Genomic DNA, 20,748 nt, shown 5'->3' with positions numbered 1-20,748 from the left:
CAATATTTTCAACAATGTTGAGAAGAATTATTTCCGGCGGCGGGTCTTGTGATTCGGCTGCGAGTGCCTACATCATAAACATGCTTTTACATAAGGTACGCCATGACAACTTCCAAATTAACTGAGCAGACCCAACTGCCGTTGTTGCCTTTACGGGATGTCGTCGTTTTCCCGCATATGGTGATACCCCTGTTCGTGGGGCGTCCAAAATCGATCAAGGCGCTGGAAGCGGCAATGGAGCAGGGCAAGAGCATCATGCTTGCCGCACAAAAGGCTGCCGCCAAGGACGAACCTTCCCCCTCCGATATTTATGAGATCGGCTGCGTCGCCAATATCCTGCAAATGCTGAAGCTGCCCGACGGGACCGTGAAGGTGCTGGTCGAGGGCGCGCAGCGCGCGCGCATCCGCAAGATTTCCGACACGCCCACGCACTTCGTGGCCGAGCTGCAGCCGCTGGAATCGGAGATCGGCGACGATTCCGAGATCGAAGCGATGCGCCGCGCGATCGTGCAGCAGTTCGACCAGTACGTCAAACTGAACAAGAAAATCCCGCCCGAGATCCTGGCGTCGCTGTCGGGCATCGACGATGCCGGCCGCCTGGCCGACACGGTGGCCGCCCACCTGCCGCTGAAACTCGAGCAGAAGCAGGTGATCCTGGAGATCTTCAACGTCGCCAAGCGCCTCGAGCACCTGCTCGGCCAGCTGGAAGGCGAGCTGGACATTCTCCAGGTGGAAAAGCGCATCCGCGGCCGCGTCAAGCGCCAGATGGAAAAGTCGCAGCGCGAGTACTACCTGAATGAACAGGTGAAAGCCATCCAGAAGGAACTGGGCGAGGGCGAAGAGGGCGCCGATTTCGACGAACTCGAGAAGAAGGTGCAGGCCGCCAAGATGCCGAAGGAGGCACTGGATAAGGCCAACGCCGAGCTGAAGAAGCTCAAGCTGATGTCGCCGATGTCGGCCGAAGCCACCGTCGTGCGCAATTACATCGACACGCTCGTGTCGCTGCCCTGGAAGAAGAAATCCAAGGTCAACAGCGACCTGTCCAATGCCGAGAAGGTGCTGGAAACGGATCACTACGGCCTCGAGAAGGTCAAGGAACGCATCCTGGAATACCTCGCGGTGCAGCAGCGCGTGGACAAGCTGAAGGCGCCGATCCTGTGCTTCGTCGGTCCTCCGGGCGTGGGTAAAACCTCGCTGGGCCAGTCGATCGCCCGCGCCACCAACCGCAAGTATGTGCGGATGGCCCTGGGCGGCGTGCGCGACGAAGCCGAGATCCGCGGCCACCGCCGTACCTATATCGGTTCCATGCCGGGCAAGGTGCTGCAGTCGCTGGCCAAGGTCGGCGTGCGTAACCCGCTGTTCCTGCTCGACGAGATCGACAAGATGGGCGCGGACTTCCGCGGCGACCCGTCGTCGGCCCTGCTCGAGGTGCTGGACCCGGAACAGAACCATACGTTCTCGGACCACTACATCGAGGTGGACTTCGACCTGTCGGACGTGATGTTCGTGGCGACGTCGAACTCGTACAACATCCCGCCGGCGCTGCTGGACCGGATGGAAGTGATCCGCCTGTCGGGCTACACCGAGGATGAGAAGACGAGCATCGCGCTGCGTTACCTGCTGCCGAAGCAGATCAAGAACAACGGCCTGAAGGAAGGCGAGATCTCGGTCTCCGAGGCGGCGATCCGCGACGTGATCCGCTACTACACCCGTGAAGCCGGCGTGCGTTCGCTGGAACGCGAGGTGTCGAAGATCGCCCGCAAGGTCGTCAAGATGCTGCTCCTGAAGAAGTCCGAGAAGAAAGTGATCGTGACGCCGAAGAACCTGGACAAGTTCCTGGGCGTGCGCCGCTACGACTTCGGCGTGGCCGAGAAGGAAAACCAGGTCGGCCAGGTCGTGGGTCTTGCGTGGACCGAGGTGGGCGGCGACCTGCTGACCATCGAATCGGTCATCATGCCGGGCAAGGGCGGCGTGATCCGCACCGGTACGCTGGGCGACGTGATGAAGGAATCGATCGAGGCGGCCCGCACCGTGGTGCGCAGCCGGGCGCAGCGCCTGGGCATCAAGCCGGAAGCGTTCGAGAAGCAGGATATCCACATCCACGTGCCGGAAGGCGCGACGCCGAAGGACGGTCCGTCCGCCGGTATCGCGATGACGACGGCCATGGTGTCGGTGTTCACCGGCATCCCCGTCCGCGCGGACGTGGCGATGACGGGCGAGATCACGCTGCGCGGCGAAGTGCTGCCGATCGGCGGCCTGAAGGAGAAGCTGCTGGCGGCCCATCGCGGCGGCATCAAGACGGTGCTGATCCCCGAGCAGAACGTGAAGGACTTGGCCGAGATCCCGGACAACGTCAAGAACAAGCTCGAGATCGTGCCCGTGCGCTGGATCGACAAGGTGCTGGAAATCGCCCTGGAACGCCAGCCGGAACCGCTCGCCGACGTGCCGGCGGTGGAACCGGTGGCCGCGGCTGCCCAGAAGCCGGACGGCCAGACGGACGTGGTCAAGCACTGACCTGTTTTTCATGGCCGCACAAAACGGACGCCTTCGGGCGTCCGTTTTGCTTTTCAGGGGGTGTTTTTTACAAATTGAAGTCTTGACACAACGCAAGTGTGGCTTGTCTAATACGGCCTGAGATTTTTCTCTGCCTTAACAAGTACCGTGCCGCGTCGCCAATAAACGATGCATACGGTATAAACGATTTAAACCTTTGTGACGGGGAACAAGCTGTGAACAAGACTGAACTGATCGACCATATCGCCACTTCCGCCGACATCTCCAAGGCGGCCGCGGCGCGCGCCCTGGACGCGATGATCGATGGCGTAACCACCACTCTGGCCAAGAACGACAGCGTTACCCTGGTCGGCTTCGGCACCTTCATGGTGAGCGAGCGCGCTGCCCGTACCGGCCGCAACCCGCGCACGAAGGAAGAGATCACGATCGATGCAGCGAAAGTGCCGAAATTTAAGGCTGGTAAAGCGCTGAAGGATGCAGTAAACTAATTGCCTTCGGTGAGCGGCTCTGCCGTTCACCGACCTGGTCGCAAGGCCGGCAATGAAGGTAATAACGGGAATGCAAAAACGGGAAGGCAACAAAGCGGGCGCTTAGCTCAGTTGGTAGAGCGGATCCCTTACAAGGATTAGGTCGGGAGTTCGACCCTCTCAGCGCCCACCAGTTTCCGGACCTGCCAAACCGTGAAATGCAGCAAACAGTATCGAGCGTTATTCTGGAGCGGTAGTTCAGTTGGTTAGAATACCGGCCTGTCACGCCGGGGGTCGCGGGTTCGAGCCCCGTCCGCTCCGCCAGAATTCAGGCTTCGCCAGCAAGCGCGATATACACTACCGGGAGCGGTAGTTCAGTTGGTTAGAATACCGGCCTGTCACGCCGGGGGTCGCGGGTTCGAGCCCCGTCCGCTCCGCCAGAGTCAGAGAAAAAGCCTGCGAAAGCAGGCTTTTTTCGTTTCTGATTCTGCCGCCGTGGAGGGCTGCCCCTGCGGGCAGCCCGGCGGGCCTCGAAGGGATTCGCCTACCAGTGAGTCCGTGGGCCGCAGGACGGGTCTGCCCCCGCTTTTGCCCTTGGGTTCAGCATGCGTTCCGGCGCCTTCGCCTCGCACCGCGTCCACCACAGCCCTTCTTGCCGATATTTCAACCGCTCACCTTGCCACCTCGGAACACCACCCCTATAATCGCGAGAGCAGCGAAAGGGGCGAACGCTATTGTTCGCCTTTTTTTTATGTAGTGCATAACCGATAAATAGGCCATGTTTGAATTCATACGTACGCATCAGAAACTGATGCAGATTTTGCTGGCGATCCTGATCATTCCATCGTTCGTGTTCGTCGGCGTGCAGGGTTACGAAAGCATGGGCGACAGCGCGAACACGCTCGCCAAGGTCGATGGCAAGCCGGTGACCCAGCAGGAGTTCGATAACGCCCTGCGCCGCCAGCTGGACCAGTACCGCCAGCGCTTCGGCGAGCAGTTCGACCAGAAGCTGTTCGACACGCCCGAGTTCAGGCAGGGCGTGCTGGACAACCTGATCGCCCAGCGCGCCGTCGGCGCGGAGCTGGTGCGCAGCCACCTGACCGTGCCGGATGCCACCATCAACCGCACCCTCGGCGAGATCGCCCAGGAAGTCCCCGGCGCCGTGAAGGCTGACGGCAAGCTGGACCAGGAGCGCTTCGCGGCCTACATCGCCAACAATACCGGCCTGACCCCCGAAGGCTTCGTGCAAACGCTGCGTAACGACCTGGCGACCAAGCAGCTCGTCAGCGGCATCCAGGCCAGCGCCTTCGCGCCGCGCACGGTGACGAAGCTGGTGACGGACCTGACCGAGCAGGAGCGCGACGTGCAGGAACTGGCCATGCCGGTCCAGCAATTCATCGCGAACGTGAAGGTCACCGACGAGATGGTGAAGGCGTACTACGACAAGAACGCCAAGCAGTTCGCGATCCCCGAGCAGGCCCGCATCGAATACGTGGTGCTGGACGCGAAGGCGATCGAGAACCAGGTCAGCGTGACCGACGAGGAAGTCGCCGCCTTCTACAAGGCCAACCAGGCCCGCTACACGGCGCCCGAAGAGCGCCGCGCCAGCCATATCCTGGTCGCCGTGAACAAGGACGCGAAGCCGGCCGACAAAGCTGCCGCCAAGGCCAAGGCCGAGGCAATCGTAGCGGACCTGAAGAAGGCTCCCGGCACGTTCGCGCAGGTGGCGAAGGCGAAATCGGAAGACCCGGGTTCGGCCGAGCAGGGCGGTGACCTGGGCGTGATCGAGAAGGGCTCGCTGGTGCCTTCCGTGGAACAGGCGATCTTCGCGCTGAAGCAGGGCGAGATCAGCAATGTCGTCGAATCCGAATTCGGCTACCACGTGATCACCGTGACCTCGCTGAAGAGCGCCGCCGTGAAACCGCTGGACGAAGTGAAGACGGAACTGGCCGCCGACCTGAAGAAGCAGAAGGCCGGCAAGAAATACTCGGAAGTGGTGGAAACCTTCACCAACACCGTCTATGAACAGTCCGACAGCCTGAAGCCGGCAGCCGACAAGCTGGGCCTGAAGATCGAGACCGCCGAAGGCGTCACGCGTACTCCGGGCCAGGCTCCGGCACCGTACAACAACGCGAAGTTCCTGACCGCGCTGTTCTCGGATGACGTGGTGAAGAACAAGCGCAATACGGAAGCCATCGAAGTGGCGCCGAGCACGCTGGTATCGGGCCGCATCGTTGAATTCAAGCCGGCGGCGCAAAAACCGCTGGCCGACGTGGCCGCGGAGATCCGCCAGCGCGTGACGGTGGAGGAGGCGGTGAAGGCCGCCAAGGCCGCCGGCGAAGCCAAGCTGGCCGCGCTGAAGAAAGCCGACGATGTCGCGGGCTTCAGCCCCGTGAAGACCGTGTCGCGCGCCAATGCCCAGAGCCTGCCACCGCCGGTCGCACGCGCCGTGCTGCGCGCCGACGTGTCGAAGCTGCCGGCCTACGTGGGCGTGGAGCTGCCGGGCATGGGCTATGGCATCTACCGCATCGGCAAGGTGCACCAGCCGGCCACCGCTGACGAAGCGCGCCTGGCATCGGCCCGCGAACAGATCGGCAACATCGTCGCCCAGCAAGACATGGTGAACTATGTCGAAGTGCTGAAGGAAAAAGCGAAAGTGAAGATCGTGCACAAGCCGTCCGACGCGAAGGCGCAGGGCGAGCAGTAATTCCGCCAGCCCGGGCGGCCAAGGAAAAAGCCACCCTCGGGTGGCTTTTTCGTTTGGTCGACCGCCATGCGCGGCCGGGCCGCGTCAGGCCTCGTGCAGGGCTCGCGCCGCGGCCAGGAACGCAGCGGGCGAGATGTCGGGCAGTTCGATCGCGCGCGCCTGGTCATACTGGGTGAAATTGCGGTGGATCGAGCGCGTGTACGCCGGGTCGTAATGGTCGACCAGCAGCTCGTCGACCAGCTCCGGCATCTTGCCTTCCAGGGCCATCTGCTGCCACTTGCCGATCTTTTCCTTGCCGTGCAGGTCCGTCAGGTAGGACAACTGCGTGTTCAGCGCCGGCGCATTGCAGGCGAAGTGCTGGTAGTCCTCGATCAGCAGCTGCACACGGTGCTCGCGCCGCACCTGCAAGGCGATGCAGGGCGAGGCGCGCATCCGTTCCATCAGCGCGGCAGGCACGCGCAGCGCGCCGACTTTCTTGCTTTCCGATTCCACGAAGACGGGCAATGCGGGATCGAAGCGGCGCAGCCGGTCCCAGATCGAGGTCTCGAACGCCTTTTGCGTGGGTTGCGGCTGGCACGGCAGGTTGCCCAGCACAGAACCGCGGTGGGCCGCCAGCTGTTCCAGGTCCAGTACCTGCGCGCCGATCGCCTCCAGCGTGTCCAGCAGGCGCGTCTTGCCGCTGCCCGTGGTGCCGCAGATCACGCGGAAATCGAGCTCCGGCGCCTGTTCCAGGTCGGCGTTGACGCGCGTGCGGAAGGCCTTGTAGCCGCCTTCGAGCTGCACCACCGGCCAGCCGATCTTCGCCAGGATGTGCGCCATCGAGCCGCTGCGGTTGCCGCCACGCCAGCAATAGACGAGCGGTTTCCATTCGCGCGGCTTGTCGTGCCACAGCGTGTCGATGTGGTGGGCGATGTTGGCGGCCACCATCGGCGCGCCCACCTTCTTCGCTTCGAACGGGCCGGTCTGCTTGTACAGCGTGCCGACCACCACGCGCTGCTCGTCGTCGAGCACCGGGCAGTTGATCGCATTGGGCAGGTGGTCGAGCGCGAATTCGCCCGGCGTGCGGGCATCGATGATCGTGTCGAACTCGTCCAGGCGGGCCAGCACGTCGTCGATGGAGAGGATTTCGGGATACTTCATTTCGTCCTTATGATGGGCAGCAGGTGCGGCCAGATATTGTTCAGGATGGTCGGATGCGCGCTGGCCAGCGGGTGGATGCGGTCGGCCTGGAACATTTCCATTTTCTCGGCCACGCCATCGAGCATGAAGGGCGCCAGCGCCACTTTTTCATCGCGGCTGATGGCGCCGTACATGGCGAAGAATTTTTCCGAATAATCGCGGCCGTAATTGGGCGGGATGCGGATGCCGACCAGCAGCACGCGCGCGCCGGCCTCGCGCGCCTGCTTCACCATCGCGCGCAGGTTGCTGTCCGCGGCCGGGACAGGCAGGCCGCGCAAGCCGTCGTTGGCGCCCAGCTCGAGCACCACGTAATCGGGCTTGTGCTTCTTCAAGAGGCCGGGCAGCCGCGTGCGGCCGCCGCTGGTGGTTTCGCCGCTGACGCTGGCGTTGACGATGCGGATATCGAATTTCTGCGCTTGCAGCTTGCGCTCGAGCAGCGCCACCCAGCCGGCACCGCGCGCCAGGCCGTATTCCGCAGACAGACTGTCGCCCACCACGAGCAGGGTTTTTGGGGCAGAATAGGCGCTCGTTGCGCCGCCCCAGAGCAGCAGCGTGGCGCCCAGCATCAACCAGAATCGCGAACCGAACCCGGAATCGAACCCCGAATTTAACCCCGAATTTAACCCCGAATTGAACCCTTTAACCAAGCGAAGCAGACCTCGAACCATGCCAGATTTTCCTCACGCGAGCAGCAATTTCATTCCGGACTCGCCTGCATCGCACCATGACGGTGTGCATGCGGCCGGCGCCGCCGGCGCCACCGCGATCGCGGTAACGGGCCTGTCCAAGCGCGTGGCCGATGCGAGTGGCGAGCTGACCATTTTGCACAGCGTGGATTTTACCGTGCAAAAGGGGCAGACGCTGGCAATCGTTGGCGCCTCGGGTTCCGGCAAGTCGACCTTGCTGGGTCTTCTCGCCGGCCTCGATACGCCGAGCGAGGGAAAAGTGCTGATCGACGGTGTCGACATCTTCGCGCTGGACGAGGACGGCCGCGCCGCGCTGCGCAAGGCCAAGCTGGGCTTCGTGTTCCAGTCGTTCCAGCTGCTGCCGCACCTGACGGCCGTCGAGAACGTGATGCTGCCGCTGGAGCTGGCCGGAGATGACGATGCACGGCCGAAGGCCGAGGCGATGCTGGGCCGCGTCGGACTGTCGAGCCGGCTGAAGCATTACCCGAAATACCTGTCCGGCGGCGAACAGCAGCGCGTGGCGCTGGCGCGCGCCTTCGTCACGCAGCCGCCGCTGCTGCTGGCCGACGAACCCACCGGTAGCCTCGATGCGGCGACCGGCGAAGCCGTGATCGCCCTGATGTTCGAGCTGAACCGTGAACACGGCTCGACTCTCGTGCTGGTGACGCACGACCCGGCCATGGCGGCGCGCTGCGCCCGCACGATCACCATCGCGGCAGGGCGCCTCGTGTAAGCTCAGCGGGCGCGCAGCCCCGCGGCCTGGCTCTGCCAGGCCGCGTGCGCCTGCTGCGCCACCAGGCGGTTCAGTGCCACCCGCACGGTGGCAATCAATTCCCCCGCGGTCAGCCCGATGGGGCCCGTGCCCTCGGCCACCAGCACGTCGGCAGCGATGCCGTGCAGCCAGACTGCCGCCAGCGCGCCTTCCCAGACGGGCCAGCCTTGCGCCAGCAGCGCGCCGGCCAGTCCCGCCAGCACGTCGCCGGTGCCGGCCGTGGCCAGGCCCGCGTTCCCGGTGGGGTTGATGGCAAGCCGGCCGTCCGGCGCGGCGATCACGGTGCCCGATCCTTTCAGCACCACGCAGGCACCAAGCCGCGCCGCCAGCTCGCGGGCGGCGGCGAGGCGGTCGGCCTGCACCGCTCCGATCGACGATTCCAGCATGCGCGCCGCTTCCAGCGGGTGCGGGGTGAGCATGGTGCCCGCAGTGCGGGCGGCCACGGCGTCGCGCAATGCCGCGTCGCCGGCCAGCAGGTTCAAGGCATCGGCATCGAGCACCAGCGGCTGTGGCGCCGCGATGGCGGCGCCCAGCAGCCGCGCCGCTTCCGGGCCATTGCCCAGGCCCGGCCCCGCAACGGTGACGGCCGACGCGAAATCCACCTCCTGCGCGGCGCGGCACATCAGTTCGGGCTGGCCTGCGTCCACCGGCAACGGCGGGCCGGCGAAGCACAGGTATACGCGGCCGGCGCCCGCATGCAGCGCGGCGCGGCCGGCCAGCACCGGCGCGCCCGCCATGCCCGGCGCGCCGCCCAGCACGTACACATTGCCGTAGCTGCCCTTGTGGCTGTTGTGCCGCCGCGCGCGCGCGTGGCGCGCGAAAAATGCCGGGTCGTTCAGGTGCATCGCGGCGGGCGGAAACGCCGCCGCTTCCAGCTCCAGGGCGGCGACGATGATGTTGCCGGCATGGTCGCGGCCATCGCAGGTGTGCAGGCCGGGCTTGTCGCCGATGAAGGTCACCGTGTGCGTGGCCCGCACGGCCAGGCCGCCAGGACCGCCGACGATGCAGCCCGTATCGGCATCAAGGCCGCTCGGCACGTCGAGCGCCAGCACCTGGCAGGCGAGGGTGTTCAAGGCGGCCACCAGCGCGGCGGGAGCTCCGTCGAGCGGGCGCCGCAAGCCGATGCCGAACAGGCCGTCGACCACGAGGTTCCAGTCGCCGCCGGCCACTTCCTGCGCCGTCAGGTCGACGAATTGCGCGGCGCTGGCCTGTGCGCGGTGCAGGGCGCGGTCGCGTTCCGGCGCGGTGGCCCCGGTTGGCGCGACGTGCAGGACCGAGACCTGCACACCCGCATGCGCCAGGTGCGCGGCCACTTCGAAGGCATCGCCGCCGTTGTTGCCGGGCCCGGCCAGCACCAGCACCCTGGCCCGCGGCGTCGTGAAGGGCAGCAGGTCGAGCGCCGCGTTGACGGCGGCCTGGCCCGCCCGCTCCATCAGCGTGCCCGCCGGGAGCAGTGCGGCGGCCTGTTGTTCAATGGCGCGGATCTGGGCAACGCTGTAGAGGGGATTCATGGCCGCTGCGTGCAAGATGGACAAGCCGATAGAATAGCGGTTTTCTCGAATGGCGGGAGGCGGCATGGACTGGCAGTTCTGGATCGATCGCGGCGGCACGTTCACGGACATCGTCGCGCGGCGGCCCGACGGCACGCTGGCCACGCACAAGCTGCTGTCCGAACATCCCGGCAGATACCGGGACGCCGCCCTGGCCGGTATCCGCCACCTGCTGGGCCTTGGCGGCGAGGACGCCGTGCCGCCGGGGCTCGTCGGTGCCGTCAAGATGGGGACGACGGTGGCGACCAACGCCCTGCTCGAACGCAAGGGCGAGCCGACCGCGCTGGCGATCACACGAGGCTTCGGCGACGCGCTGCGCATCGCCTACCAGAACCGCCCGCGCCTGTTCGACCGCCACATCGTGCTGCCCGAGCTGCTGCACGGCCACGTGGTCGAAATCGACGAGCGCATGGGCGCCCACGGCGACGTGGTCGCTCCGCTGGACGAAGCGCAGGCGCGCGCCGGCCTGCGGGCGGCATACGACCGGGGCTACCGGGCGCTGGCGATCGTCTTCATGCACGGCTACCGGTTCTCCGCGCACGAACAGGCCGTCGCCCGCATCGCGCGCGAGATCGGCTTTGCGCAGGTCTCGGTGTCCCACGAAGCCACCCCCCTGATGAAGCTCGTGGCGCGCGGCGATACCACGGTCGTGGATGCCTACCTGTCGCCGATCCTGCGCCGCTATGTCGACCAGGTGGCGGCCGAGCTGCCCGGCGTGAACCTGCAATTCATGCAGTCGAACGGCGGCTTGACGGACGCGCGCGCATTCCAGGGCAAGGACAGCATCCTGTCCGGCCCGGCGGGCGGCATCGTCGGCATGGTGCGCGCCAGCCGGCTGGCCGGCTTCGACAAGGTGATCGGCTTCGACATGGGCGGCACCTCCACCGACGTGTCGCATTACGCGGGCGAATTCGAACGCGTGTTCGAGACGCAGGTGGCCGGCGTGCGCATGCGCGCCCCGATGATGAGCATCCACACGGTGGCGGCCGGAGGCGGCTCGATCCTGCACTTCGACGGCAGCCGGCTGCGCGTGGGGCCGGACAGCGCCGGCGCCGATCCGGGACCGGCGAGCTACCGGCGCGGCGGGCCGCTCGCGGTCACCGATTGCAACGTCATGCTCGGCAAGATCCAGCCGGCCGAGTTTCCCCATGTGTTCGGCCCCGACGGCACGCAGGCGCTCGATGCGGACGCGGTGCGCGAGCGCTTCGTCGCACTGGCCGCGGAGATCGCCCGGGCCAGCGGCGCCGCCACCACGCCGGAGAGCGTGGCCGCCGGTTTCATCGAGATCGCCGTCGGCAATATGGCCAATGCCATCAAGCAGATTTCCGTACAGCGCGGCCATGACGTGACCGAATACGCGCTGACGAGCTTTGGCGGCGCGGGCGGCCAGCATGCCTGCCTGGTCGCCGATGCGCTCGGCATGAAGACCGTGTTCATCCACTCGCTCGCCGGCGTGCTGTCGGCGTACGGCATGGGCCTGGCCGACCAGGCCGTGATGCGCGAGCAGGCCGTCGAAAAACGGCTCGATGCCGGCGCCTTGCCGGTGCTGCGCGCGGCCCTCGATGCGCTGGCTGGCGATGCCCGCGGCGAACTGCGCCGCCAGGGTGTCGACGAGGACCTTATCGTGCTCGTACACCGCGTGCATCTGCGCTACGAAGGCACGGATTCCCCCCTCATTGTGCTGCTCGACGACGAGGCCGGGATGCGCCGGCAGTTCGAAGGGGCGTACAGGAAACGGTTCTCCTTCCTGATGCCGGAGCGCGCGCTGGTCGTCGAAGCGGTGTCCGTCGAGGCGATCGGCCGGTCGGGCGCGCCGGCGGAGACGGTGCCGCAACAGGCGCCCCGGCAGGGCCCGCCGCAGGCGCACCGCTCGGTGCCGATGTACAGCGGCGGCCAATGGCGCGATACGGCGCTGTACCGTCGCGGCGGTTTGCGCATCGGCGACGTGCTGGCCGGGCCGGCCATCATCGCCGAGGTGAATGCCACCACGGTCGTGGAGGCGGGCTGGCAGGCGCGCGTGACGCCGCAGGATCACCTGGTGCTCACACGCGTCGAAGCGTTGCCGGAACGCCGCGCAATCGGCACCACGGCCGATCCAGTGATGCTGGAAATCTTCAACAACCTGTTCATGTCCATCGCCGAGCAGATGGGGCTGCGCCTGCAGAACACTGCCCATTCCGTGAACATCAAGGAGCGCCTGGACTTTTCCTGCGCGATCTTCGATGGCGAAGGCAACCTCATTGCCAACGCGCCGCACATGCCGGTGCACCTCGGCTCGATGGGGGAAAGCATCAAGCGGGTGATGCATGCCAACGCGGGCACGATGCGCCCCGGCGACGTGTACATGCTGAACGACCCGTACAACGGCGGCACGCACCTGCCGGACGTCACGGTCATCACGCCGGTGTTCGACGCGGCCGGCGCGCGCATCCTGTTCTACGTCGGCTCGCGCGGCCACCATGCCGACATCGGCGGCACCACCCCCGGCTCGATGCCGCCGGATTCGCGCACGATCGGGGAAGAGGGGGTGTTGATCGATAACTTCAAGCTGGTCGACCGTGGCACGCTTCGCGAGGCCGAAACGCGCGCGCTGCTCGCGGGAGGTCCGTGGCCTGCGCGCAACCCGGACCAGAACCTGGCCGACCTGCGCGCCCAGGTCGCCGCGAACCAGAAGGGCGTGGAAGAGCTGCACCGCATGGTCGCGCACTTCGGCCTCGACGTGGTGCGCGCCTACATGGGCCATGTGCAGGACAATGCCGAGGAAGCCGTGCGCCGCGTGATCAGCGCGCTGCGCGATGGCGCGTTCCCCGTCGATCTCGACAACGGCGCGCGCATCAGCGTGGCGGTGACGGTCGATGCGGCCTCGCGCAGCGCCACGATCGATTTCACCGGCACGTCGCCTCAGCTGGACAACAATTTCAATGCGCCGTCGGCGGTGTGCATGGCAGCCGTGCTGTACGTGTTCCGCACGCTCGTCGACGACGACATTCCACTGAACGCCGGCTGCCTGAAGCCCCTGCGCGTCATCATTCCGCCGGGTTCGATGCTCAATCCGCAGGCCCCGGCTTCGGTCGTCTCGGGCAACGTGGAGACATCCACCTGCATCACCAACGCGCTGTATGGGGCGCTGGGCGTGATGGCGGCCGCGCAGGGCACGATGAACAACTTCACCTTCGGCAGCAGCCGGCACCAGTACTATGAAACGATCAGCGGCGGCTCCGGCGCCGGCGACGGTTTCGACGGCACCGACGTGGTGCAGACCAATATGACGAACTCGCGCCTGACCGACCCCGAGGTGCTGGAATTCCGCTTCCCGGTGCGCCTCGACAGCTATGCGATCCGCCACGGTTCCGGCGGCGCGGGACGCTGGCGCGGCGGAAATGGCGGCATCCGGCGCATTCGCTTCCTGGAGCCGATGACGGCCGCGATCCTGTCCAACAACCGCATCCATGCGCCGTTCGGCATGGCTGGCGGCAGCCCCGGCGCGGTCGGCCGCAACTACGTGGAACGGGTCGACGGCAGCGTCGAGATCCTCGGGCACATCGGCAAGACCGCCATGCAGCCGGGCGACGTGTTCGTCATCGAAACCCCGGGCGGCGGTGGCTACGGCAAGGCCGGGTAGGGTTGGATCCGTGCAGGCCATGGGCGCGACGACGACGGCGCGGGTGCTCGCCACATCGGCCAGCTACCAGGACGTGAACCAGCGCTACCCGCGGCTGGGGCGCTTTATCAGCGAGCCGGACGACGCACGGGCGCGCCGCGTGGCCGTGATCGACGAAGACCTCTTGGCCGAGCTGCACCTGCCGGCCAACCCGCTCGGCAAATTCCTGTTCCATGGCGGCGAATGGTTCAAGATCGTCGGTGTGCTGGAAAAACAGGGCGCCGTGTTCGGCATGTCGCAGGATAACCAGCTGATCATTCTCTTCAACACGGGGCGCAGCATTCTCGGCAACCATCGCCGGCCCAACTTGTCCATCACCGTCGCGGTCAACGATATGGCGACCTGGAGCGTACTACGGCGCAACTGGCAGCCGTGATGCGATCCCATCGAGGCGCTGCGCTACGGGTAAGAACGCCCAACAAAACCCCCATGGCCGAGTTGCAGCGTCTCGCCGTACAGGCGTACTGTCTTCGACGCCGCGCCTTGCCCTGGGCGTTTTGTCAGGCGTTCCAAGCCCCCGGGCTGCCCCTGTGAAGCAGGCATTGAACAAGGTATAATGCCGGCAATTCCATCAGCCCAGTCAGCGCTGAAGCAATATCGTGATGCCCGTTTCGTGATGCCCGCTGTGATACCCGATTCCTTCTCAGTTTCCTTTTCTATAATCCGCAGCCCCGCTGCACCGACTCGCTCCCAACCATGTTGATACTCCCGGGCTCCAACGCCCTGTCCGCATTCCGTAGCCAGCGTCTTCTCTCCCAACTGCAAGCCGTGGTGCCCGCCGTGACGGCGGTGCAAGCCCGGTACGTCCACTTCGTCGATACCCAGTCCGAACTGTCGGCCGACGACCGTGCGCGCCTGGACGGCCTGCTGACCTATGGCGACCCGGCCGCGGCGGACGTGAACGATGGCGCGGTCGAGTCCTTCGTGGTGATCCCGCGCTTCGGCACGATTTCGCCGTGGGCGTCGAAGGCGACCGATATCGTGCACAACTGCGGCATGACGCATATCCACCGCGTGGAACGGGGCGTGGCGTATCGCGTGGTGCTCAAGGGTGGCATCCTGGGCACCAGCCTGGGGGCGACGAAGGGTTTGAATGCAGAGCAGGTGCAGGCCGTGGCCGCACTGCTGCACGACCGCATGACGGAATCGGTGCTGCGCGACGCCAGCCAGGCCGCCGGCCTGTTCAGCAGCCTGGAAGGCAAGGCGCTGGAGACGGTGGACGTGCTGGGCCATGGCCGCGACGCGCTGGTGCGCGCCAACACGGAACTGGGCCTGGCGATGTCCGATGACGAAATCGACTACCTGAATGACGCGTTCACCGCGGCCAAGCGCAACCCGACCGACGTGGAACTGATGATGTTCGCGCAGGCGAACTCGGAGCACTGCCGCCACAAGATCTTCAACGCCGACTGGACCATCGACGGCGTGGCGCAGGACCGCTCGCTATTTAAGATGATCAAGAACACGCACGAGAAGCAGCCGAAAGGCACGATCGTCGCGTATTCGGACAACTCGTCGATCATGGAAGGCGCCACCGTGACGCGCTTCTATCCGCGCGGCGAAGGCCATGAGTACGGCGCGTCGACGGAACTGATCCATACCCTGATGAAGGTGGAGACGCACAACCACCCGACGGCCATCTCGCCGTTCCCGGGCGCCTCCACCGGCGCCGGCGGCGAGATCCGCGACGAGGGCGCGACCGGCCGCGGCGCGAAGCCGAAGGCCGGCCTGTGCGGTTTCACGGTATCGAACCTGATGCTGCCGGACGCCGTGCGGCCCTGGGAAAACGCGTCGAACGTTATCGCCAGGGATGGCGCTACCGAGGCCGCCTACGGCAAGCCCGAGCGCATCGCCTCGCCGCTGCAGATCATGATCGAAGGTCCGCTCGGCGGCGCCGCGTTCTCGAACGAGTTCGGCCGGCCGGTGCTGGGCGGCTACTTCCGCACCTATGAGCAGAACGTGGGCCACGCCGTGTACGGCTACCACAAGCCGATCATGATCGCCGGCGGCATCGGCAATATCTCGGCGCAGCACACGCACAAGAACGATATCCCGGTCGGCAGCCTGCTGATCCAGCTGGGCGGCCCGGGCATGCGCATCGGCATGGGTGGCTCGGCCGCCTCGTCGATGGCGACCGGGACCAACACGGCCGACCTGGACTTCGACTCCGTCCAGCGCGGCAACCCGGAAATGGAACGCCGCGCCCAGGAAGTGATCAACGGCTGCTGGCAGCTCGGTGAAGCGAACCCGATCATCTCGATCCACGACGTGGGCGCCGGCGGCTTGTCGAACGCCTTCCCGGAAATCACCAACGATGCCAAGCGGGGCGCCATCTTCGACCTGCGCAAGGTGCCGCTGGAGGAGTCCGGCATGGCGCCGAAGGAAATCTGGTCGAACGAATCGCAGGAGCGCTACGTGCTCGCGATCGCGCCGGAGGACCTGGAAACGTTCCGCGCCCTGTGCGAGCGGGAGCGCTGCCCGTTCGCCGTGGTCGGCACGGCCACGGAGGAACGGCAACTGAAGCTGATCGATCCGGAAAACGGCAACAACCCCGTGGACATGCCGATGGACGTCCTGCTGGGCAAGCCGCCGAAGATGCACCGCGACGTGCAGCACGTCGAGCGCGACTACCCGGCCCTGGACCTGACGGGCGTGGAGCTGGAAGAGGCCGCTCAACGCGTGCTGCTGCAGCCGACCGTGGGCGACAAGAGCTTCCTGATCACCATCGGCGACCGCACCGTGGGCGGCATGTCCGTGCGCGACCAGATGGTCGGCCCATGGCAGGTGCCGGTGGCCGATTGCGCCGTCACCACGCTTTCCTATGAAGGCTATGTGGGGGAGGCGATGGCGATGGGCGAGCGCACGCCGCTGGCCGTCGTGGGCGCACCCGCTTCCGGCCGCATGGCCGTGGGCGAGACGATCACCAACCTGGCCGCCGCGCCGATCGAGAACATCGACACCATCAAGCTGTCCGCCAACTGGATGGCCGCCTGCGGCCAGCCGGGCCAGGATGCGGCGCTGTTCGACACCGTGAAGGCCGTCGGCATGGAGCTGTGCCCGGCACTGGGCATTTCGATCCCGGTCGGCAAGGATTCGCTGTCGATGCGCACCACGTGGTCGGATAATGGCGAGCAGAAGGCCGTGGTTTCCCCGGTCTCGCTGATCGTCTCCGGTTTCGCACCCGTGTACGACGTGCGCAAATCGCTGACGCCGCAGATCCGCACGGACCAGGGCGAGACGGCGATCATCGTCATCGACCTGGGCCGCGGCAAGAACCGCATGGGCGCCTCGATCCTGGCGCAGGTGCTTGGCCAGCTGGGCAATGAAGTGCCGGACGTCGACAGTGCCGAGGACCTCAAATCGTTCTTCGCCGCCATCCAGCAGCTGAACAGGGAAGGCAAGCTGCTGGCCTACCACGACCGTTCCGACGGCGGCCTGTACGCGACCCTCGTCGAGATGGCGTTCGCCGGCCGCGCCGGCCTGTCGATCAACCTCGACATGCTGACCCTGGAAGGCGAGCACGCCGCGGACTGGGGCGATGCGAAGAACTGGGCCAGCCAGGTCGGTGAGCGCCGCAACGAACTGACGTTGCGCGCGCTGTTCTCCGAAGAGCTGGGCGCCGTGATCCAGGTGCGCGCGGAAGAAAAGTCGGCCGTGATGGACGTGCTGCGTTCGTTCAACCTCGGCGCCTGCAGCCACATCATCGGCAAGCCGAACGACCGCGGCGTGATCGAGTTCACCCGCGACGCCAAGCTGATCTACTCGAAGCCGCGCGCCGAGCTGCATCGCCTGTGGAGCGAAACGAGCTGGCGCATCTCGCGCATGCGCGAGAACCCGGCCACGGCGGACCAGGAATACGACCGCCTGCTGGACGAGCAGGATCCGGGCATGACGCCGAAGATCACCTTCGACCCGGCCGAGAATGTGGCCGCTCCGTTCCTGGCGACGGGCGTGCGCCCGCGCGTGGCCATCCTGCGCGAGCAGGGCGTCAACTCGCATATCGAAACCGCCTGGGTGATGCACCAGGCAGGCTTCGCCGCGATCGACGTGCACATGAGCGACCTGATCGCAGGGCGAGTGAAACTGGCGGATTTCCAGGGCGTGATCGCCGTGGGCGGCTTCTCGTACGGCGACGTGCTGGGTGCCGGCGAAGGCTGGGCCAAGTCGATCCTGTTCAATCCGGCGCTGTCGGACCAGTTCGCGCAGTTCTTCGCCCGCACCGACACCTTCGGCCTGGGCATCTGCAACGGCTGCCAGATGATGAGCAACCTGAAGTCCATCATTCCCGGCGCCCATGCGTGGCCGAAGTTCACGACCAACAAGTCGGAGAAATTCGAAGCCCGCTTCGCGCTGGTGGAAGTGCTGGATTCGCCGTCGATCTTCTTCCAGGGCATGGCCGGAACGCAGACGCCGATCGCGATCGCGCACGGCGAGGGTTACGCGGACTTCAGCCAGACCGGCAACGTCGATGAAGCCATCGCCGCGATGCGCTACGTGGACAACCGCGGCAACGCGACGGAAGCCTACCCGTTCAACCCCAACGGCTCGCCGCGCGGCATCACGTCGGTGACGACGCCCGACGGCCGGTTCACGGTGCTGATGCCGCACGCCGAGCGCGTGTTCCGCACCGTGCAGCATTCGTGGGCACCGGACGGCTGGGCCGAGGACTCGCCGTGGATGCGCATGTTCCGCAACGCGCGCAAGTTCGTCGGCTGATCCACGCTGTCGATACTCGAAAAGCCGGGCTTGCCCGGCTTTTTTCGCTTCCGCGGTGTGTACTGTGCGTCGGCAACAGTGTTAGGATTGCAACGATTGAGCAGCCGCAACGGTGCGGCATTCACCAAGGGAGCAGATAGATGCAGATTTCGATCCGACAAACCATCGTCCTCGCGGCCTTCGCCTTTGCCGCGCAAGCGCAAGCGGCCGAAGTAACAGTGCCCATGCACGCCGTCGACGCCTCCGGTACCGGCAAGGCACTGGGCACGGTGACGATCTCGGAAACGGCCGGCGGCCTGACGTTCACGCCGTCGCTGACTGGCCTGCCACCGGGCGCGCGCGGCTTCCACGTGCATGCGAAGGGCGACTGCGGCACTGCCGAGCAGGATGGCAAGAAGGTCCCGGCCGGTGCCGCGGGCGGCCACCTGGACCCGCACGACACCAAGGCGCACCACGGGCCGGGCAAAGCGGAGAAGGAAGGCCATGCCGGCGACCTGCCGCGCCTGGAAGTGGCGGCCGACGGCTCGGCGAAGACGCCCGTGCAGGCTCCGCAACTGAAGTCGCTGGCGGACGTGAAGGGCCGCGCGCTGATGATCCACGCGGGCGGCGACAACTATGCCGACCAGCCGGCACCGCTGGGCGGTGGCGGGGCGCGCATCGCCTGCGGCGTAATCGGGGGCTGATCCGCCATCGATGCAAAGGCCGGGGTAACCCGGCTTTTTTGTGCTTGCCGCGCGGCTGACGGCTGACGGCTGAGCTAAGCTGGGCGCTCTCATTCGCCTGGAGCCGCCAGGCCCCGTTTCCCCATGCTGGTTGCCGCACTGATCTTTCCACTCCGGCGCTTGCCGGCGCCGCCTGTGTCACGCCCGACCAGCCATCGACGAGCAAGGTTTCGTGCCCGTCAACGGGGTCGAGCACTGGTTGACCATCAAGGGTGAACGGTGCGGCAATCCCGCGGTGAAGACTATTCGTTCATCCATTTCGTCGGCTGGACGGGTGACGGCATGCTGTCCCGTTTCGACCTGTACCACCTGGGCACGCGCTTCGGTTTGCCGATTTACTTCGTGCACGGCGAGGAAGACCTGCTGGGGCCCATCGACGTCGCGCGCCGCTATTACGACGCGATCAGCGCGCCGTCGAAAACGTTCGTGGCCGTGCCGCGCACCGGCCACGACCCGAACGAGGCCATGCTGGGCGCGCAGTACCGCCTGCTGCGGCAGGCCGCCGGCCGCTGACCGGAACGGGCCTCACCGCAGGCGGCAAGCCATGTCCGCGAACATGCGCAGCAGCGTGGCGCGCATGGCTTGCAGCCAGGCGCCTTGCCGTTCAGGCTCTCCCGGCCTGGCGCGGCAGGTTGGGGCAGCGGGCAACTCGTCGATCTGCGTATCCATGGTTTCTTTCCTCTTGTTGTTGGCAGTGGCGAGGTATATTCTCGGCCTGCCGTCCGGTATGGACAAACGAGTAATTTTGTAGGAAAGGCCAAGAAAATCTTATGCAGCAGGGGATGACGAACAAGACGCTGCGCACCCTGTCCGGCCTCATCGATTTCGATTGCGCGGCCCGCTGGGGCAGTTTCACGCTGGCCGCGCAGGAACTGCACAAGACGCCGGCCGCGATCAGCCTGCAGGTGAAGCAGCTCGAGGAAGCCGTGGGCTTCACGCTGTTCGTGCGCCATCCCCGGCACATCACGCTTACGCCGAAGGGCCAGGAACTGGCCGCGACGGTGGCGAAGGTGCTGAGGGAGTTGCGCACGAAGGTCGACGCGCTGCGCGGCGGCGACGAGGAAAACGTGGTGCGCATCTCCACGACGCACACGTTCGCGATCAAGTTCCTGGCGCCGCGGCTGGGCCGTTTCACGCAGTTGCACCCCGAGCTCGACATCCGCCTGGATTCGACCGACCGCAACGTCGACGTCGAACACGAGGACGTCGACCTGGCGATCCGCCATGGCCGCGTCGAGAGTCATCCGACCGCGCTGCACCGCGACGTGCTGGTGGCGGTGTACAGCCCTGCATTGCTGGCCACCGGCGAGGCGGAGTTGGCGCCGGCGGACCTGGGCCGTTTTCCGCTGCTGTACGACGAGACGACCGATTTCTGGATCGAACTGATCCGCACCCATGGCGTGCCGGAAGGGCGCTTCGATTTTTCGCGCGGCTTCACCAATATCGCCGTGGCCGCGCAGGCGGCGATCGTGGGGCACGGTATCGCGCTGGTGCCGTATTCGCTCGTCTGCGACGATATCGACCGCGGCCTGCTGCGCCTGATGCGGGGCGCCAGCGTGCCCTATCCGTACGGGTATTACTGGGTGGTCGCACCGCGCAAGGCGTCGCTGCCCAAGGTGGTGCGCTTCCGCGAGTGGGTTGCGGGAGAGGTGACGCAGATGCAGGCGACGCTGTGTGCGCGCATCGGGCCCTGCACGACCGCGGCGGCCGGGCCGCCAGCCTGACGCCCATCGCGATAAGGCTTGCCAACGGCCTCATGCTTGGGCATGATGGC

Annotated in this window: 14 protein-coding genes and 3 tRNA genes; 13 read left to right on the top strand and 4 right to left on the bottom strand. The window is 66.1% G+C overall.

All coding sequences use genetic code 11. The features are described from left to right. The first annotated feature begins 102 nt into the window (after window positions 1-102). From lon to V6Z91_RS24120, 6 genes are all read left to right on the top strand, one after another. Window positions 103-2,514: an endopeptidase La gene (gene lon, locus V6Z91_RS24145; protein ID WP_338762212.1), complete on the top strand. Its 2,412-nt coding sequence runs from the start codon at window positions 103-105 to the stop codon at window positions 2,512-2,514. A gap of 215 nt (window positions 2,515-2,729) precedes the next feature. Beyond that, on the top strand, window positions 2,730-3,002 hold the full coding sequence (locus V6Z91_RS24140; RefSeq protein ID WP_107142294.1) for an HU family DNA-binding protein: 273 nt from the start codon (window positions 2,730-2,732) through the stop codon (window positions 3,000-3,002). Between the two features lie 96 nt (window positions 3,003-3,098). After that, window positions 3,099-3,174 (top strand) — tRNA-Val (locus V6Z91_RS24135). A gap of 54 nt (window positions 3,175-3,228) precedes the next feature. Continuing rightward, a tRNA-Asp gene (locus tag V6Z91_RS24130) sits at window positions 3,229-3,305 on the top strand. Between the two features lie 39 nt (window positions 3,306-3,344). Continuing rightward, window positions 3,345-3,421: transfer RNA gene (locus V6Z91_RS24125), tRNA-Asp, on the top strand. 371 nt (window positions 3,422-3,792) lie between these two features. Next, window positions 3,793-5,688: a SurA N-terminal domain-containing protein gene (locus V6Z91_RS24120; RefSeq protein WP_338762192.1), complete on the top strand. Its 1,896-nt coding sequence runs from the start codon at window positions 3,793-3,795 to the stop codon at window positions 5,686-5,688. Between the two features lie 84 nt (window positions 5,689-5,772). On the opposite strand, the gene mnmH is transcribed toward V6Z91_RS24120, so the two are convergent. Then, window positions 5,773-6,828, bottom strand: coding sequence for a tRNA 2-selenouridine(34) synthase MnmH (gene mnmH, locus V6Z91_RS24115; RefSeq protein ID WP_338762190.1), 1,056 nt, complete (start codon window positions 6,826-6,828; stop codon window positions 5,773-5,775). Then, window positions 6,825-7,433, bottom strand: coding sequence for an arylesterase (locus V6Z91_RS24110; RefSeq protein WP_338762187.1), 609 nt, complete (start codon window positions 7,431-7,433; stop codon window positions 6,825-6,827). Before V6Z91_RS24110 ends, mnmH begins: the two co-directional genes overlap by 4 nt. A gap of 100 nt (window positions 7,434-7,533) precedes the next feature. Here V6Z91_RS24110 and V6Z91_RS24105 point away from each other — a divergent pair, with 100 nt between their 5' ends. Then, window positions 7,534-8,286 carry an ABC transporter ATP-binding protein gene (locus V6Z91_RS24105; protein ID WP_338762184.1) on the top strand — a complete coding sequence of 251 codons (753 nt, stop codon included), beginning with the start codon at window positions 7,534-7,536 and terminating at the stop codon, window positions 8,284-8,286. Window positions 8,287-8,288: 2 nt separating this feature from the next. On the opposite strand, the gene V6Z91_RS24100 is transcribed toward V6Z91_RS24105, so the two are convergent. Continuing rightward, the gene (locus tag V6Z91_RS24100) at window positions 8,289-9,836 is read right to left on the bottom strand and encodes an NAD(P)H-hydrate dehydratase (protein WP_338762182.1); all 1,548 of its coding nucleotides are present in this window, start codon (window positions 9,834-9,836) and stop codon (window positions 8,289-8,291) included. Window positions 9,837-9,900: 64 nt separating this feature from the next. Here V6Z91_RS24100 and V6Z91_RS24095 point away from each other — a divergent pair, with 64 nt between their 5' ends. The 5 genes from V6Z91_RS24095 to V6Z91_RS24075 all read left to right on the top strand — a co-directional run bounded on the left by V6Z91_RS24095 (window position 9,901) and on the right by V6Z91_RS24075 (window position 19,487). After that, complete coding sequence (locus tag V6Z91_RS24095) at window positions 9,901-13,497, top strand: hydantoinase B/oxoprolinase family protein (protein ID WP_338762180.1); 3,597 nt, start codon at window positions 9,901-9,903, stop codon at window positions 13,495-13,497. A 19-nt stretch (window positions 13,498-13,516) separates the two neighbouring features. After that, window positions 13,517-13,912 carry an ABC transporter permease gene (locus V6Z91_RS24090; RefSeq protein WP_338762177.1) on the top strand — a complete coding sequence of 132 codons (396 nt, stop codon included), beginning with the start codon at window positions 13,517-13,519 and terminating at the stop codon, window positions 13,910-13,912. A 320-nt stretch (window positions 13,913-14,232) separates the two neighbouring features. Next, window positions 14,233-18,252: a phosphoribosylformylglycinamidine synthase gene (gene purL, locus V6Z91_RS24085; protein WP_338762175.1), complete on the top strand. Its 4,020-nt coding sequence runs from the start codon at window positions 14,233-14,235 to the stop codon at window positions 18,250-18,252. A 140-nt stretch (window positions 18,253-18,392) separates the two neighbouring features. Next, the gene (gene sodC / locus V6Z91_RS24080) at window positions 18,393-18,935 is read left to right on the top strand and encodes a superoxide dismutase [Cu-Zn] SodC (RefSeq protein ID WP_338762173.1); all 543 of its coding nucleotides are present in this window, start codon (window positions 18,393-18,395) and stop codon (window positions 18,933-18,935) included. A 258-nt stretch (window positions 18,936-19,193) separates the two neighbouring features. After that, window positions 19,194-19,487: an alpha/beta hydrolase gene (locus V6Z91_RS24075; protein ID WP_338762171.1), complete on the top strand. Its 294-nt coding sequence runs from the start codon at window positions 19,194-19,196 to the stop codon at window positions 19,485-19,487. 12 nt (window positions 19,488-19,499) lie between these two features. On the opposite strand, the gene V6Z91_RS24070 is transcribed toward V6Z91_RS24075, so the two are convergent. Continuing rightward, window positions 19,500-19,643 (bottom strand): hypothetical protein, encoded by a 144-nt coding sequence (locus V6Z91_RS24070; RefSeq protein ID WP_338762169.1) that lies wholly within the window; start codon window positions 19,641-19,643, stop codon window positions 19,500-19,502. A 113-nt stretch (window positions 19,644-19,756) separates the two neighbouring features. On the opposite strand from V6Z91_RS24070, the gene V6Z91_RS24065 reads away from it, so the two are divergent. Then, on the top strand, window positions 19,757-20,698 hold the full coding sequence (locus V6Z91_RS24065; RefSeq protein WP_338762167.1) for a LysR substrate-binding domain-containing protein: 942 nt from the start codon (window positions 19,757-19,759) through the stop codon (window positions 20,696-20,698). The last annotated feature ends 50 nt before the right edge of the window (window positions 20,699-20,748 follow it).

It is taken from the genome of Massilia sp. METH4 (assembly GCF_037094685.1).
GTDB lineage: Bacteria > Pseudomonadota > Gammaproteobacteria > Burkholderiales > Burkholderiaceae_D > Rugamonas.
The sequence above is the reverse complement of the archived record's forward strand: the minus strand, read 5'-3'. Positions and strand labels throughout refer to the sequence as shown.